We start from the raw sequence: 15,448 nt of genomic DNA on the forward strand, positions 1-15,448 counted from the left end.
GACGCTTGCGCTTCCTGTCTCGATCCCATCATGGCTGATCCCTCCCTTTAGGAAGAATTGAATCAGCAACTTACCAACCGATCAAGCCCGAGTTTTTCAACAAAATAGGCCAGAACCCTAACGGCGCAAGCGCAGGTACCAACCCCACCCCGTAGGGCGGGCTTCAGCCCGCCACCGGATGCAGCCAATCCATGTGCGTTGGTTTGGGGTCGGGGATATGGGGGAGTGGTGGATTGGCGGGCTGAAGCCCGCCCTACGGATGTTCAATGGAACCGAAGAGGGGCGCAAACACGCCGCCCGTTTCGCCAAAGGTGAACCTTTGGTTTGACGGGGCCCGGGGGTGCCGCCGGGCGGGTGGGTTGTTTTGAGAGTGGTGTTGGGTGACGTGACGGTTGTAAACACCCATCTTACGGTTGCCGACAGTCAGGATCTCTTTAGTTCAAAGGTTTCTGAATCCAATTCAATCCTAGATACGGGCACTTTGTCCCCACATATTCTTTCGATCTTGGAAAGCAGATTAGCAGACACTCGCATTCCAACCAAAACTTCATTTAACAAGAGTGAAGGAACTTTTTGGTAAGAACTTGGACCCTCGAACCTTTTTTGTATCCTCCACTCTTCTTCGTATTCCCAGACTTTTGGCTTTGTTAGAACTAGGGCCTCGAAGGCCTGATCGCCCTGACGAATTAGAGAAGCATCCGAAATCTTGGACTGCTCCATCCAACATATCAAGTTGCTAGTTCTTAGCTTGGGTCGACGCTCCACATAGCTTACTTTCAACGGAATATCGTCACCATTATCCATCGCAACTTGCCACGTTGGCTCAAAGCCGAGCACTACTCCGTTGTGACCCGCGCCGTAGTGGGCCCACATCAAGGGATTATTCCAGTTTTCGGAGAGACAAATAATCCGAGAGTGTGCCCGCACTGTGTCAACAAATCTAAGAAGCGTGGCATTTGACTTAGAAATATTCTCAAGTGTGACGCTGAATTCTTGCTTTTGCTTTCGCCGAAGTTCGGCTCGCTTAAGGTTCGGAAAATGCTCGCGAAGTGTATCGAGCGAAACTAAAAACTTTTTGCCGATTTTTCTGTAGAGCTGAAACAGTTCTCCATCTGATGAAGCTACAAAATTGGGGTTGCAATCAAATGGATCATTTTGGGTTTCAATCGAAGAAAAAAACTGCTCTTGGCGCTCTATAACTGCACGCAATTCGTCTTCAAAATAGGCTGTTGAACAAGATCGGTAGCGATAAAGTCGCGCCGGTATCGAATACTCTGTCATATTACAACAAGCTTGCTTCCATCATTTTTCGATCGCTTTTTGAAATTTCTCAAACCCACCGTGTGGGCACGCCGGTTGGCTGCGCCAACCGCTTTCGCCCACCGTCACTAAAAATGGACAGCCTTAGCTGTCCATTTTTAGTGCTGAAATAAACGCCTCCTGCGGGATATCGACCTTCCCGAACTGGCGCATCTTCTTTTTACCCGCCTTCTGCTTGTCCAGCAGTTTGCGTTTCCGGGTGGCATCTCCACCATAACACTTGGCGGTCACGTCCTTGCGCAGGGCGGACAGGGTCTCGCGGGCGATGACCTTGCCTCCGATGGCGGCCTGAATCGGGATTTTGAACATGTGGCGCGGGATCAGGTCCTTGAGCTTTTCGCACATCGCGCGGCCCCGCATCTCGGCCCGGTCGCGGTGAACCATGGTCGACAGCGCGTCGACCGGTTCGTCATTCACAAGGATCGACATCTTGACCAGCGCGTCCTGACGGTAGCCGGTCATCTGGTAGTCGAAGCTGGCGTAGCCCTTGGTCACCGATTTCAGGCGGTCGTAGAAGTCAAAGACGACCTCGTTCAGGGGCAGGTCATAGACGACCATGGCGCGCTGGCCCGCATAGGTCAGGTCCATCTGGATGCCGCGGCGGTCCTGGCAGAGTTTCAGCACGTCGCCGAGATATTCGTCGGGCACCAGAATGGTCGCCTTGATGCGCGGTTCCTCAAGATGGTCGACCTTGGTCAGGTCGGGCATGTCGGCGGGGTTGTGCAGCTCGATCATCACGCCGTCTTTCATGTAGACGTGATAGATCACGCTGGGCGCAGTGGTGATGAGGTCGATATCGTATTCACGCTCGATCCGGTCGCGGATGACCTCGAGGTGCAACAGGCCAAGGAAGCCGCAGCGGAAGCCAAAGCCAAGCGCGGCGGAGGTTTCCATCTCATACGAGAATGAGGCGTCGTTCAGCGCCAGCTTCTCGATCGCGTCGCGCAGGTCTTCGAATTCGGCGGAATCCACCGGGAAGAGGCCACAGAACACCACCGGCTGCGCGGGTTTGAAGCCCGGCAGGGCGACTTCGGCGCCACCCCGGTCATTGGTGATGGTGTCGCCGACGCGGGTGTCGCGGACCTGCTTGATCGAGGCGGTGAGAAACCCGATCTCACCCGGGCCGAGGCTGTCGATCATCTGCATTTCCGGGCGGAAGACACCGACGCGGTCGACATGGTGCAGGGTGCCGTTCGACATGAACTTGACCCGCATCCCCTTTTTCAACGTGCCGTCCATGATGCGGACCAGAACGATGACGCCCAGATAGGCGTCGTACCACGAATCCACCAGCATCGCCTTGAGCGGCGCGTCCAGAGTGCCCTGCGGCGCGGGCAGTTTGTGCACGATCGCTTCCAGCGTCTCGTGGATGCCCTGCCCGGTCTTGGCGCTGACCCGGATGGCGTCGCTTGCGTCGATGCCGATCACGTCCTCGATCTGTTCGGCCACGCGGTCACAGTCGGAGGCGGGCAGGTCGATCTTGTTGAGGACCGGCACGATCTCATGATCGGCGTCGATGGCCTGATAGACATTCGCCAACGTCTGCGCCTCGACCCCCTGGGTGCTGTCCACGACCAGCAGCGAGCCTTCGACGGCGCGCATCGACCGGCTGACCTCATAGGCGAAATCCACGTGGCCGGGGGTGTCGATCAGGTTCAGCACATATGTCTCGCCATTATCGGCGGTATAGTCGATCCGAACGGTGTTGGCCTTGATGGTAATGCCACGCTCGCGTTCGATATCCATGCTGTCGAGCAGCTGTTCCTTCATGTCACGATCCTGCACTGTCCCGGTCTCTTGGATGAGCCGGTCAGCAAGGGTGGATTTGCCATGGTCGATATGCGCGACGATGGAGAAATTGCGGATATGAGCGAGGTCTGTCATGGAGTGGGGATATGCGTCGGAAATGGGCTGTGGTCAATGGTTCAAGATGATCTGCCGCGACCAATACAACTTCATTGCCAATCGCATACAAATCGCTTCAAGGATTGTACTTAGCACCAAACTTGATGCAGGAGATAAACTTGCATTGCGGCGAAATACCGTTTCAAGGCCAATGCGCTCGCTGAAGGGCCTGCATGTTGGATGTAAAGCACTGATTGTACGTATACTCTGAAGCAAACTCCACATCCCGGATGTCAAGAATTGAACGCGCAACGTCGCCTTCAATGCGATCACTCGACCAATAGTCTTCATTGGCGATCAAGCTCTGTAGCGGGCTTCTTGGAGAATAAGGTGAGGCGAGCAACGCAGCAGCAGTGACGGTGCAATCGGGAACCTCTTCCGCACAGTAGTCACTACAAAAGTTACGAATGGGGGTCCAAGCTACTACCTCCGCGCTCAATTCAGCCGCTGCCTCTCTGATGTCGGTGTCATTTATCAATTCTCTTGGAGTGAATATGCCCCAAGCTAACTCAGCCGCTTTGAAGCGATCATCTCCAGTATTAAGCCAGGCCAGCGATGCCGAACCTCCATAATTTGGACCATCCGAACTATGTGACTGCAGGTACGACGCCCAGTACAAGAATATGCCAGCTTCTTCAGGCAATTTGCGATCCAGGCCTTGCAAAACCTCAACCAAATCAGCCCCTCTTCCATCGTAAAGCATGGATTGCGCGGCAAACATTGCTGTTATTGGCTCACCAAGTTCGACTAGCGCTGCGATAGCGGGCGCTTTATCTTCGAATTTGGCCACTTGCAGTAAAGCAAGGGCCAATGGTTCAGAGTTTTGTGCCTCTGTGAGCCATGACTTGCCCGATAGGCCACCGGGTTTTCGTAACAGAGCAATGCGGTCCTTGCGATCCATTTCAGAAGTTACATGCGCGTGAAAACTACTCTGGCTTGCAATGCTCGATAGTAATATTTGAGCCGCTGCGTTCCCCTGTTGCGCCTGTTCAGAGAAACTTTGCAATGCTGCCAAATCATCACCGTCCAACCAGGCCTTAACCGCCTCCTTGAATTCCGGCGCATCCTCGCCTTGCAAAAAAGACGTATCCGACAAGGCCGCTATCGGAGACAAACAAAGTAGCACTGACATAAAAAAAGATTTGATAGAAATCACCATCCTATCCCTTGAATTGACTGCTCATATTAACTTCCGAAGTATTTTAGTGCGTTGTTTTTATCCTCGTCAATTCAGCACCGCTTGAATTGACTGTCAAAACAATTGATCCCACCCCCCGTTTGATTCATACTCCGCCGCAGACCGAGAGGGGCATAAGACCCGTCCGGGCAGGCAAAAACGAGGCTCGAGTATGAAACAGTTCCTCATTATCGCATTTTGTGCGGCATCGCTGACGGCGGTGGCTCAGGTCGCGGATGCGGCGCAGATCAGGCAGGCGTGCATGGCGTCGGACCGCTCGGCCGCGACGCGGGACCGGTGCAGCTGCATTCAGCGCGTGGCGGATCAGGCGTTGACGCGCAGTGATCAGAAGACCGTGGCGAAATGGTTCAAGGACCCCCATCAGGCGCAGGTGCTGAAGATGTCGAAATCCGCGCGCGATGATGCGCTGTGGGATCGGTACCAGAACTTTGGCCAGATGGCGCAGGCGATCTGCAGCTAACCCGTTCAGAATGCTTGACCTGATCCACGCTGCGCCCCAGAAAGGCGCAGCGAAAGGTGTATTGCATGGTAATGAAAGGGCTGACCCTGCGGGGCCTTGAAGTGTTCGAGGCTTTGGCGCGGACGGGATCGGTGGCACAGGCTGCCGAGATCACGGGGCTCAGCCAGCCATCCGTATCGCAGCAATTGCGCAATCTGGAAAACGCGCTGGGGACCGAATTGGTCGATCACGGGCGGCGACCGATGCGGCTGACGCAGGCGGGGCGCAGTTTCCTTGCGCGGGCCGAGGCGGTTCTGGCCGAGCTGCACATGGCCCAGAGCGAGCTGTCGGTCATGGATCTGGGGCATCTGACCACGCTGTCGATCGGGCTGATCGACGATTTCGACAATGATCTGACACCGCGGCTGGCCACCCTGCTGGCCGACAGCCTGACCCGGTCGAAATTCAAGCTGATCACCCTGTCGAGCCTTGATCTGTTCGAGGCGCTGGCCGAGCAGCGCCTGCATATGGCGGTCACCGCCCATAGCGGCGAAGTACTGGAGGGGGTGGTCGAATACCCGCTGGTCCATGATCCGTTCATTCTGGTGGCGCCGCAGGGATCGGGCGGGGTCGAGGCCGTGCAGGAGCGGCTGCCGTTTCTGCGCTATGCCCGCGAGCAGCTGATCAGCCGCCAGATCGAGGCGCATCTGGCGCGCCGGTCGCAGGTGTTCGAGGAACGGTTCGAGATCGGCTCGCACATGGCGCTGATGGCCATGGTGGCGCGGGGTCTGGGCTGGGCGATCACCACGCCGCTGGGCTTCATGCGCGCGGCGCGGTTCCATGAGGGGCTGGAGGCGTACCCTGCCCCGTTCGGAGAGTTCTCGCGCAACATATCGCTGCTGGCGCGCACCGAGTGGTCCGATCAGGTCCCGCAGGAGGTTGCGGGCATGACCCGGCGCCTGATGCAGAACCAGATCGTGGACCCGGCGGTTGCCAAGCTGCCCTGGCTGAGCGGCCAGTTGCGGGTGACCGGCGGCTAGGTGTCCAGATGGGCGGCAAGCCCGTCAACCGCTGCTTCGATCAGGTCCAGCGCGCCGTCGAAATCCCGCGTGTAATACGGATCGGGTACGTGATCGGCACCGGTCTGAGGGGCGAAATCCGTCAGCAGGCGAACCGGCGTGCCGTTGCCCGACGGGCGCAGGTCTTCAATATCAGCGATGTTTTGGGCATCCATGCCGATGATCAGGTCGAACCGGTCGAAATCCGCGACGGTGAACTGGCGCGCGCGCAGGTCGCCGAGGTCAATGCCTCTGCGGATTGCGGCCTTCTGCATCGGGCCATAGGGTGGATTGCCCGCGTGCCAGCCCATGGTTCCGGCACTGTCGGTTGCATGATGCGGTGCGCGGGCGCGAAAGACGCCCTCGGCCGCGGGAGAGCGGCAGATATTGCCCAGGCAGACAAAGAGGATACGGTGTGTCATGGCCAAGGTGTAACGCGCGGAGGGGATATGGGAAAGATCGTCATTCTGACCGGGGCCGGGATTTCGGCTGAAAGCGGGCTGAGCACCTTTCGCGACGAAGGCGGGCTGTGGGCGCAGCACCGGATCGAGGATGTGGCCACGCCCGAGGGCTTTGCGCGCGATCCCGCCTTGGTGCAGGGGTTTTACAATGCGCGCCGCGTTCAGGCCGCCGCCGTGCAGCCCAACGCGGCCCACATGGCGCTGGCCCGGTTGCAGCAGGGCTGGCCCGCAGAGGTCGTGATCGTGACCCAGAACGTAGACAGCCTGCATGAAGCGGGCGGTGCGACGGGTGTCATCCACATGCATGGCACATTGGCGGGTGCCCTGTGTTCCGGGTGCGATCATCGCTGGCCCGCCCCGCCTGAGATGGCCGTCGCCGAGCCCTGCCCCGCCTGCGGCCAGCCCACCGCCCGGCCCGATGTGGTCTGGTTCGGCGAGATGCCTTATTACATGGACGACATCTACGACCACCTTGCCAGCGCGTCGATCTTTGCCGCCATCGGCACCTCGGGTCAGGTCTATCCGGCGGCGGCCTTTGTTCACGAGGCGCAGGCGGCGGGTGCGCGGACGGTCGAGATCAATCTGGAGCCGACGCCCGGGCCGTCGGGCTTTGACGAGCGCATTGTCGGCAGGGCATCCGAAACGGTTCCGCGATGGGTCGGGCAGCTTCTTGCGGGAAATTCTTAAGCTACAGACAACGCTGGCTTAATTTGTGTACACTATCTGCAATAGCGACTGGAGGATGTGCCATGACTGATCAAGACCCCCGCACCGGTGAAATCCTGGATGACAGCAGCATGGCCGGGCGTGACATGCTGGGGGAACAGCTGTCCAGCCTGTGGTGGACTTTTCTGCTGCGCGGGGTGCTGGCCGGGCTTGTGGGCATCGCGGCCCTGTTCTGGCCATCGGGCAGCATCGCGCTGCTGCTGCGGCTGGTCGGTGTGTTGCTGATCCTCGACGGTGGGCTGACGCTTTTGGGTGTTGGCCGTCGCGGGGTGCTGGGAGGTGCTGCGATCGGCGCGCTTCTGATCGGGCTTGTCCTGCTGATCTGGCCGGAAGGCACGGTGAAACTGGCGTTTTTCCTGTTGGGCGCATGGGCGCTGATCATCGGGATCGGATCCTTGGCGGCTGCCGGGCAGATGCATCCAAGTGACCCGCAACGCGGTTCCATGCGCGTTTCGGGATTTGTCGCGCTTGTCGTCGGGCTTGTCCTGATGATCTGGCCTGCGGTGGCGCTGGTTGCGCTGGGCTGGGGTATCGCATTCTCGGCGCTGGCCATGGCCGCTGTCATGTTCTGGCTGGCCTCGCGATTCCATCAGGCGGGCGACCGTGTCGGCCTGAAAACCATCAACAAATAACGCCATCCGCGGCCGCATGGAAAACAGGCCGGGCAAAGCCCGGCCTGACGCATGGATGAGGGCTGCCGCGCGGCCCGAAGACAGGCGTTGCCTTAGTTCGAATGTGATCCGTGGCCGCCTTTGTCCTGACGCTCCAGATCCACGGGAATCTCGATCTCAACCTCGCCTGCCTTTTCAAAGATCAGCGTGACCGGCACCTTGGCGTCCTGTTCGAACGGGGCCGTCAGCCCCATGAACATCACATGGTCGCCGCCGCGTTTCAGCATGTGGGTTTCACCGGCTGGAATGGCAAATCCTTCTTCGACATGCACCATCTTGGCCACGCCGTTTTCATCGACCTGGTGCGTGTGCAATTCAACACGCGCTGCCGCGTCCGAGGTTACACCGATCAGCCGGTCATCCGCGTCACCCTGATTATGGATCATCATGAACGCAGCACCGGCGATGGCGGTCTTGCCCGAGGACCGGGCATAGGCGTCGTCAACCGTGATGGTGCCTTCGGCAAAGGCGGGGATGGCCAGCGACACGGAGGCCAGGGTTGCGAGCAGAGTGGTTTTGAGGGACATCGTGCCTCTCCTGTATAAAGGTTTGAAAAGGGTGGGTTTCAAACGCTGACAGGAGGCGCGCGGGCCGGGGTTGCGGGAACCGGAAGGGCGATCTGGTTGCCCAGATGCCGCAGCGGTGCTGGTTGCGCCTGTTCCGGCGCGGCTGGCAGTGCCTGTTCGGCAACCGCAACGGCCCCCAGCAAGGATATTGCGTAGTCCGGGCAGTAATGCGGCGGGGCGGTCGGTTGCCCGTTTTCGTCCATATAGACGACAACCGGGCCGGTGCCCGTACACAGCACCATCTGACCCACCGCCTTGTCCATACCGCGCGACATGGCCAGCCCCTGCCCGGTCAGAACCAGCAGAAGGGTTAGCACATAAGGCAGAAATCTGGTAACAGAAGGTCTCATTCTGACCCAGCTATAGGTCAGCAACGGGAAAAGCTTCAAGCGCCAAAGGGTCGCGCTTGAAGCTGTTTTTCAATAATCCAGTCCGGGTCTTTTCACCCTGTCTGTGGTGAAGCTGGTATGGGACCGGTTCACCCAGCGCTGCATCCGTGTGCAGGTTGTAATCGCCTTGCGGAATACCGCGGCCAGAAACAGGAAAAGATAAAAACTTTTTAACGTCATAATTTGGCCCCCGCCTGATGGATGACAGTGACGTTAGGTCAGATTCGGAAACCTGTATGTGAAGAAGTTCACCAATGGCGAAAAATTAGTTCCATATTGAAAACAATGGAGGCCGAAAGGGACTGGCCCAACAGAAAAGGCCCCGCACCGATATGGTGCAGGGCCTGAAAAACTGTTAAGTGAAAGACCTTAGGCCGAAGCTTGCGCCTTGGCGATTTCTTTCTTCACTTTCAGAGCATTTGCCGACAGCTCATCGTCCTTGGCTTTGGCCAGGAACGCGTCCAGACCACCGCGGTGGTCAACCGAACGCAGCGCAGCCGCCGAGATGCGCAGCTTGACGCCACGGCCCAGAGTTTCGGACTGCAGGGTAACGTCGTTCAGGTTCGGCAGAAAACGACGACGAGTTCTGTTTTTGGCGTGGCTGACATTGTTGCCAGTCATCGGGCCTTTTCCGGTCAGTTCGCAACGGCGCGACATGGTTTCTTCCTTTGTTTCTGGAGGCCGGGCTAGGTACCCGCGGCCAAATCACAAGGGGCGCAACCCGAAGTCGCGCCCGAAAACTGGTTGGATGCGTGTAGTGGGAATCGCGCGGAGGGTCAAGACGGGCCGCGCGAAATCTTTCATTTTGCCTGCCATGCAGGAATGGCCCGGACGGGCCATGCCGTTGGCGAGAGTATTTGGCAAAAGGTGAAGCGGCCATGACGGCCCTTCAGCCGAGCGTGTCCAGAAGTTGTCCGGCAGCAACCGCCGGGCTGAGTCGTCCCTGCGAGACTTCGTCATTCAGGCGCTCCATCTCGGCGCGGGCCTGCGGTGTATCGAGACGGGCGAGAAGGGCGTGGCGGACCTCCTGATCGAACCAGTAGCGGGCCTGGGCAGCGCGGTTTGCCTCCCAGATACCGGTGTCGCGGCGCCATTGGGTCAGGGTTTGCATTTCGTCCCAGGCCTGTTCCAGCCCGTGTTCTTCGACGGCGGAAACGGTCATTGCCTTGGGGAAGCCTTCGGGGTCCTGCGGGCGTTTGCGCAGCAGCCGCAGTGCGCCGGCATAATCCGCGCAGGTGCGGGTGGCGGTGGCTTTCAGGTCGCCATCGGCCTTGTTGACCAGAATGATGTCCGCCATTTCCATGATGCCGCGCTTGACGCCCTGCAACTCGTCCCCACCCGCCGGGGCCAGCAGCAGCAGGAACAGGTCTGACAGTTCGGACACCACAGTTTCCGACTGTCCCACGCCCACGGTTTCGATCAACACCACGTCATAGCCTGCGGCCTCGCACAGGGCGATGGCCTCGCGGGTGCGGCGGGCGACGCCGCCAAGGTGGCTCTGGCTGGGAGAGGGCCGGATGAAGGCGTTGTGCTCGCGGCTCAGGCGTTCCATCCGGGTCTTGTCGCCCAGGATCGAGCCGCCCGAGCGGGCCGAGCTGGGATCGACCGCCAGAACCGCGACGCGCAGCCCCTGCCCCGTCAGCATCATGCCAAAGCTTTCGATGAAGGTGGACTTGCCCACGCCGGGTGTGCCGGACAGACCGATACGCAGCGCCTGACGCCCCGAACCGGCAAGCTGGGCCAGAAGGTCGCTGGCCTGTGCCCGGTGATCGGCGCGGTTGCTTTCAACAAGAGTGATCGCACGCGCCAGCGCCCGGCGCTCGCCCTTCAGAATTCTGTCGCTCAGGCTGTCTGTCTGCATTCTTGTCCCGTTCCTAGAGGCAGGAACAGTTGCCGTGCTTGGGGGGTGTTTGTCCAGACCGGAGGCGGCAGGAAATGCGAAGATCGCGCAGCCTGCGTCATTTCGTGCGGGGCGATTTGCTGATGTGCGCGCGGAAACTGGACGCCACCTGCGGGATCGCGGATAAGGGCCGGATGACCCTACGCCTGCCTATAGACGATGCCATACCCGGCCTGCTGGACGCCCTGCGGACGCAGGGGCGGGCCGTGCTGCAAGCACCGCCCGGTGCGGGCAAGACCACGCGGGTTCCGCTGGCGATGCTGGAGGCGGGTCTGTGCGGCGGCAGGATCGTGATGCTGGAGCCGCGGCGGCTGGCGGCACGGGCCGCGGCAGAGCGGATGGCAGAGACGCTGGGAGAGCGCGCGGGCCAGAGTGTTGGCTATCGCGTGCGGGGCGATGCGAAAGTGTCAAAAGACACAAGGATCGAGGTGGTGACCGAGGGCATTCTGACCCGAATGCTGCAATCGGACCCTGACCTGCCGGGCATCGGGGCGGTGATCTTTGATGAATTCCACGAACGTTCATTAAACGCGGATCTGGGGTTGGCCCTGTGCCTTGAGGTCACGGGCGCGCTGCGGGACGATCTGATTCTGCTGGCCATGTCGGCCACATTGGACGCGGACCCGGTGGGGCGCCTGATGGCCGCGCCGCTGGTTACGTCGGAAGGGCGGAGTTTTCCTGTCGAGATGCGCTGGCTGGACCGGCCATTGGGGCCTCAGGCACGGCGGCTGGATGCATTGGTCGATCTGGTCGTTGAGGCCGAGCGCGAGACCCGCGCCATCGGTGGCGGGATCTTGGTGTTTCTGCCCGGTGAAGGTGAAATCCGGCGGGCTGAAGCAGCCCTGACCGGACGCCTGCCCGCCAGTTGCACGGTGCGCCCGCTGTTCGGAGCCATGCCCTTTGCGGCCCAGCGCGCAGCGATTTCCCCGGTTGAGACCGGGCGCAAGGTGGTGCTGGCGACGTCGATTGCCGAAACCTCGCTGACGATCCCCGATATCCGGGTGGTGGTGGATATGGGGCAAGCGCGGCGGGCACGGTTTGATCCGGGCTCGGGCATGTCCCGACTGGTGACCGAGCGGGTGACACGGGCCGAGGCCACGCAACGCGCGGGTCGTGCGGGCCGTGTGGCAGAGGGGCTGTGTTACCGGCTGTGGTCAAAGGGGGAGGATGGCGCGCTGGCCGCGTACCCGCCTGCCGAGATTGAAGCCGCCGATCTGACCGGGCTGGCGCTGGAGCTGGCGCTGTGGGGCGCGGATGCCGCCGATCTGGCCTTTCTGACCCCGCCACCCGAAGGCGCGATGGCCGAGGCGCGCGCCCTTCTGGCGATGCTGGGCGCGCTGGACGGCAAGGGGCGGATCACCGAACACGGGCGGGCGCTGGCGGCGCTGCCGTTGCATCCCCGGCTGGGGCATATGCTGGTGCGGGCCGGACCGAGTGCCGCGCCTTTGGCCGCCTTGATGGCCGAGCGCGACCCCCTGCGCGGCGCGCCGGTGGATATCGCCTTGCGGCAAGAGGCACTGCGGGATGTGCGCACCTTTCAGCGCAACCGGGTCTGGCAGGTGAACATGGGCGCCGTGGATCGGATCAATGCCGAGGCCAAGCGGTTGAGGAAACAGGCCGGAAGCAAGACGGATGATCTGAGCGCTGCTGCCATGGCCGCCCTCGCCTATCCCGACCGTATCGGGCAGCGGCGCAAGGGCGATGCGCCGCGTTATGTGTTGTCGGGGGGCAAAGGTGTCGTGCTGGACAGCGGCGATTCGCTGGCGGCGGCGCCTTTTCTGGTTGTAACCGACACCGATGGAAACCCGCGCGAGGCAAAAGTGCGGATGGCCACCCAGATTTCGGAACGCGAGATCCGCGAACTGTTCGCGGACCAGATCCATTGGGCCGAGGTTTGCGCCTGGTCAAAACGTGAGCGGCGAGTTGTGTCACGACAGCAGGAGCGGTTTGGGGCGATCACGCTGGACGACCGCATCTGGAAGGATGTCCCGGACGCCGCCGTGGCGCGTGCGATGCTGGACGGGGTGCGCGATCTGGGATTGCGGCTGGACGGGGCCGCCGCACGGCTGGCCGCGCGGGTGGAACTGGTGCGCGCCGACGGGGTGGACCTGCCCGACTTTTCGGTCGAGGGTCTGATGGCCGAGCTGGACGACTGGCTGTTGCCGATGCTGTCCGGTGTCAAAAGCGCGGAGGACTGGAAACGGTTCGACCCGCTGCCCGCCTTGCGCGCGCGGCTGGACTGGGTCCAGACCCAGGAACTGGACCGGCGCGCGCCGGGATCGTTTGAAACACCCCTGGGGCGCAAGGTACCAATCGATTATGGCGCGGCGGTCCCCGAAATCTCGGTTCGGTTGCAGGAGCTGTTCGGAGTGACCCGGCATCCGGTGGTTGGCGGACAGCCCCTGAAGATTACGCTGCTGTCCCCGGCGCAGCGCCCGATCCAGATTACCCGCGATCTGCCGGGGTTCTGGGCCGGGTCTTATGCGGATGTGCGCAAGGATATGCGGGCGCAATACCCCAAACATCCATGGCCCGAAGACCCGACACAGGCCGACCCGACGCTGAGGGCCAAACGCAGGCAGGAATAGACCCATTGCCGCGTTGCTTCCGGCAAGCGGCTCAGGCTTTCTGGGCTGTTGCACGAAATCTCACAAATCACAGTAGATTGACCGAAGAACCGGTCATAATCAGAAATAAGCGGACATTTCATTGAAGTCTGGCATTATTGTTGTTACGTCACACAGGTTTCGAAGACAGAAACAGGATTTGAAGAACATATCATGAGTGCTTGGCTGCGAAATATCTGGGAAGAGGTCGGACGCCCCTTATTCCTGCGTCCCCAAAGGGTGCAGTTTGCGGCCCTGTGCACGCGCAAGCACGAGGATCAGGACGAGGTTCTGCTGATCACCAGCCGCGAAACCGGGCGCTGGATTATCCCGAAGGGCTGGCCTGTCAATGGTCTGGACGGGTTGGAGACGGCCCTGCTGGAGGCGTGGGAAGAGGCTGGCGTGCGTGCAGAAGCGGTCGACAAGGAGCCCATCGGCCAATTCACCTATGACAAGATCTTCAAGGGGGGATCAGCACAGTCGGTCCTGACTCGCGTCTACCGGGTTTCCGTGCGAGAACTTGCCGATGATTTTCCCGAAGTGGATAAGCGCAAACGTCAGTGGTTTTCACCGGCAGAAGCCGCCAAACGGGTGCAGGAGCTCGAGTTGCAGGCGCTGCTGCGACAGATGTAGCCGTTTCGCAACAATTTGATGGCTGCGCGCTTGCCCCTGAACCGGGAAACCGTTAGCTGCGGGCGATCTGCGAAACTTTGACCAAGCCCATGTCTGACACAAATTCAAAACCGCGCTGGCAGTCGCTTGACAGCGACCTGCAACGCATCTCGCGCGTAGAAATCGCCAATCTTCATGTCGCCCGCCCGCTGCTGGCGCCGGGAATTGCACTGGCGTTCATGGTGCTTGCCGGATTGATGGCGGCGGTGCTGTTCGGTCGGGCCGACGGCACCTATATCGTCGTGGCTGCCGCCGCGTTCGGAGCCTATATGGCGATCAACATCGGTGCCAATGACGTGGCCAACAACATGGGTCCCGCGGTGGGTGCGAACGCGCTGACCATGGGCGGTGCCATCGTGATCGCCGCCGTTGCCGAAAGCGCGGGCGCTTTGCTTGCGGGAGGCGACGTCGTCTCGACCATCTCGAAGGGGATCATCGACCCGGCCTCGGTGCAGAACACCAATGTGTTCATCTGGGCCATGATGGCGGCGCTGATCTCGTCCGCCATGTGGGTCAATCTGGCGACCTGGATCGGTGCGCCAGTGTCGACAACGCATTCGGTTGTGGGCGGGGTCATGGGCGCGGGGATTGCCGCTGCCGGTCTGAGCGCGGTGAGCTGGGGCACGATGGGCGCGATTGCCGCCAGCTGGGTGATCTCTCCGGTTCTTGGCGGCGTGATCGCGGCTGGGTTCCTGGCGCTGATCAAGACCAAGATCCAGTATCAGGACGACAAGATCGCCGCCGCGCGGCGTTGGGTGCCGATCCTTGTGGCGGTGATGGCGGCAGCGTTTGCCACCTATCTGTCGGTCAAGGGTCTGAAGCGGATCGTGAAGATCGAACTGGAGGTGGCGCTGCTGATCGGTCTGGGCAGCGGCGTGCTGGTCTGGGCGCTGACGGTTCCCTGGGTACGCCGCAAATCCGAGGGGATGGAGAACCGGACCCGGTCGCTGAAAACCCTGTTCGGCTTGCCATTGGTGATATCGGCCGCGTTTCTGAGTTTTGCCCACGGCGCCAATGATGTGGCCAACGCGGTCGGCCCTCTGGCGGCGATTGTACACGCGGCTGAGTTCGGAGATTTCGCCCAAAAGGTTTCGATCCCGTTATGGGTGATGATCATCGGCGCGTTCGGGATATCGTTCGGCCTGTTTCTGTTCGGGCCCAAGTTGATCCGGATGGTCGGCAGCCAGATCACCAAGCTGAACCCGATGCGGGCCTTTTGCGTCGCACTGTCGGCGGCGATCACTGTCATTGTGGCCAGCTGGCTGGGCCTGCCGGTCAGTTCCACGCATATCGCCGTTGGCGCAATCTTTGGCGTCGGGTTCTATCGCGAATGGCAGTCGGATCGCAGGCGGAAACAGAACAATGGGAGAAACGCGACAGCGCAGAAGCTGGCCCCCGAAGAATTCCGGCGGCGCAAGCTGGTGCGGCGGTCGCATTTCATGACGATCATTGCAGCCTGGGTCGTGACCGTGCCCGCCGCCGCCGCCATGTCGGCCGTGATTTTCTGGATATTGACCGGCCTCGTCTGACGACCGGG

General features: G+C 60.7%; 17 protein-coding genes. 8 read left to right on the forward strand and 9 right to left on the reverse strand.

What is annotated here, in order from left to right; translation table 11 throughout:
- The first annotated feature begins 178 nt into the window (after nt 1-178).
- The gene (locus tag ACR0BK_RS19605) at nt 179-328 is read left to right on the forward strand and encodes a hypothetical protein (protein WP_480555985.1); all 150 of its coding nucleotides are present in this window, start codon (nt 179-181) and stop codon (nt 326-328) included.
- 95 nt (nt 329-423) lie between these two features.
- On the opposite strand, the gene ACR0BK_RS19610 is transcribed toward ACR0BK_RS19605, so the two are convergent.
- From ACR0BK_RS19610 to ACR0BK_RS19620, 3 genes are all read right to left on the reverse strand, one after another.
- Nucleotides 424-1,281 carry a DUF2971 domain-containing protein gene (locus tag ACR0BK_RS19610; protein ID WP_480555986.1) on the reverse strand — a complete coding sequence of 286 codons (858 nt, stop codon included), beginning with the start codon at nt 1,279-1,281 and terminating at the stop codon, nt 424-426.
- A 123-nt stretch (nt 1,282-1,404) separates the two neighbouring features.
- A complete protein-coding gene (gene lepA, locus ACR0BK_RS19615) occupies nt 1,405-3,204 on the reverse strand; it encodes a translation elongation factor 4 (protein ID WP_480555987.1) in 1,800 nt (599 codons plus the stop codon).
- A gap of 163 nt (nt 3,205-3,367) precedes the next feature.
- Nucleotides 3,368-4,384: a hypothetical protein gene (locus ACR0BK_RS19620; RefSeq protein ID WP_480555988.1), complete on the reverse strand. Its 1,017-nt coding sequence runs from the start codon at nt 4,382-4,384 to the stop codon at nt 3,368-3,370.
- A 190-nt stretch (nt 4,385-4,574) separates the two neighbouring features.
- On the opposite strand from ACR0BK_RS19620, the gene ACR0BK_RS19625 reads away from it, so the two are divergent.
- Together ACR0BK_RS19625 and ACR0BK_RS19630 are read left to right on the forward strand one after the other, a co-directional pair.
- The gene (locus tag ACR0BK_RS19625) at nt 4,575-4,883 is read left to right on the forward strand and encodes a hypothetical protein (RefSeq protein ID WP_480473632.1); all 309 of its coding nucleotides are present in this window, start codon (nt 4,575-4,577) and stop codon (nt 4,881-4,883) included.
- Between the two features lie 65 nt (nt 4,884-4,948).
- Nucleotides 4,949-5,902, forward strand: a complete 954-nt coding sequence (locus ACR0BK_RS19630; RefSeq protein ID WP_480555989.1) for a LysR family transcriptional regulator — start codon at nt 4,949-4,951, stop codon at nt 5,900-5,902.
- Here the strand turns inward: ACR0BK_RS19630 and ACR0BK_RS19635 are convergent.
- Nucleotides 5,899-6,342 carry a low molecular weight protein-tyrosine-phosphatase gene (locus ACR0BK_RS19635; protein ID WP_480555990.1) on the reverse strand — a complete coding sequence of 148 codons (444 nt, stop codon included), beginning with the start codon at nt 6,340-6,342 and terminating at the stop codon, nt 5,899-5,901. The genes ACR0BK_RS19630 and ACR0BK_RS19635 overlap by 4 nt on opposite strands.
- A 27-nt stretch (nt 6,343-6,369) precedes the next feature.
- Between ACR0BK_RS19635 and ACR0BK_RS19640 the strand changes: the two genes are divergently transcribed.
- Together ACR0BK_RS19640 and ACR0BK_RS19645 are read left to right on the forward strand one after the other, a co-directional pair.
- Nucleotides 6,370-7,068, forward strand: a complete 699-nt coding sequence (locus tag ACR0BK_RS19640; RefSeq protein WP_480546385.1) for an NAD-dependent deacylase — start codon at nt 6,370-6,372, stop codon at nt 7,066-7,068.
- Between the two features lie 62 nt (nt 7,069-7,130).
- A complete protein-coding gene (locus ACR0BK_RS19645; RefSeq protein ID WP_480495095.1) occupies nt 7,131-7,739 on the forward strand; it encodes an HdeD family acid-resistance protein in 609 nt (202 codons plus the stop codon).
- A gap of 92 nt (nt 7,740-7,831) precedes the next feature.
- Here ACR0BK_RS19645 and ACR0BK_RS19650 read toward each other — a convergent pair whose 3' ends face one another.
- The 5 genes from ACR0BK_RS19650 to meaB all read right to left on the reverse strand — a co-directional run bounded on the left by ACR0BK_RS19650 (nt 7,832) and on the right by meaB (nt 10,594).
- Entirely contained in the window at nt 7,832-8,305 is a 474-nt protein-coding gene (locus ACR0BK_RS19650; RefSeq protein WP_480555991.1) for a copper chaperone PCu(A)C, read from the reverse strand.
- A 38-nt stretch (nt 8,306-8,343) separates the two neighbouring features.
- Nucleotides 8,344-8,733, reverse strand: a complete 390-nt coding sequence (locus tag ACR0BK_RS19655; RefSeq protein WP_480546389.1) for a hypothetical protein — start codon at nt 8,731-8,733, stop codon at nt 8,344-8,346.
- A 30-nt stretch (nt 8,734-8,763) separates the two neighbouring features.
- Entirely contained in the window at nt 8,764-8,913 is a 150-nt protein-coding gene (locus ACR0BK_RS19660) for a hypothetical protein (RefSeq protein WP_480555992.1), read from the reverse strand.
- Nucleotides 8,914-9,102: 189 nt separating this feature from the next.
- Nucleotides 9,103-9,390 (reverse strand): 50S ribosomal protein L28, encoded by a 288-nt coding sequence (rpmB, locus tag ACR0BK_RS19665; protein ID WP_008756960.1) that lies wholly within the window; start codon nt 9,388-9,390, stop codon nt 9,103-9,105.
- Between the two features lie 232 nt (nt 9,391-9,622).
- Entirely contained in the window at nt 9,623-10,594 is a 972-nt protein-coding gene (gene meaB / locus ACR0BK_RS19670) for a methylmalonyl Co-A mutase-associated GTPase MeaB (protein WP_480473639.1), read from the reverse strand.
- 173 nt (nt 10,595-10,767) lie between these two features.
- Between meaB and hrpB the strand changes: the two genes are divergently transcribed.
- The 3 genes from hrpB (at nt 10,768) to ACR0BK_RS19685 (ending at nt 15,440) form a co-directional block, all read left to right on the forward strand.
- Nucleotides 10,768-13,221 carry an ATP-dependent helicase HrpB gene (gene hrpB / locus ACR0BK_RS19675; protein ID WP_480556000.1) on the forward strand — a complete coding sequence of 818 codons (2,454 nt, stop codon included), beginning with the start codon at nt 10,768-10,770 and terminating at the stop codon, nt 13,219-13,221.
- A gap of 192 nt (nt 13,222-13,413) precedes the next feature.
- Nucleotides 13,414-13,872 carry an NUDIX hydrolase gene (locus ACR0BK_RS19680; protein ID WP_480518932.1) on the forward strand — a complete coding sequence of 153 codons (459 nt, stop codon included), beginning with the start codon at nt 13,414-13,416 and terminating at the stop codon, nt 13,870-13,872.
- Between the two features lie 89 nt (nt 13,873-13,961).
- The gene (locus tag ACR0BK_RS19685) at nt 13,962-15,440 is read left to right on the forward strand and encodes an inorganic phosphate transporter (protein WP_480473642.1); all 1,479 of its coding nucleotides are present in this window, start codon (nt 13,962-13,964) and stop codon (nt 15,438-15,440) included.
- Nucleotides 15,441-15,448: the final 8 nt, after the last annotated feature.

It is taken from the genome of Ruegeria sp. AF1, assembly GCF_056542125.1.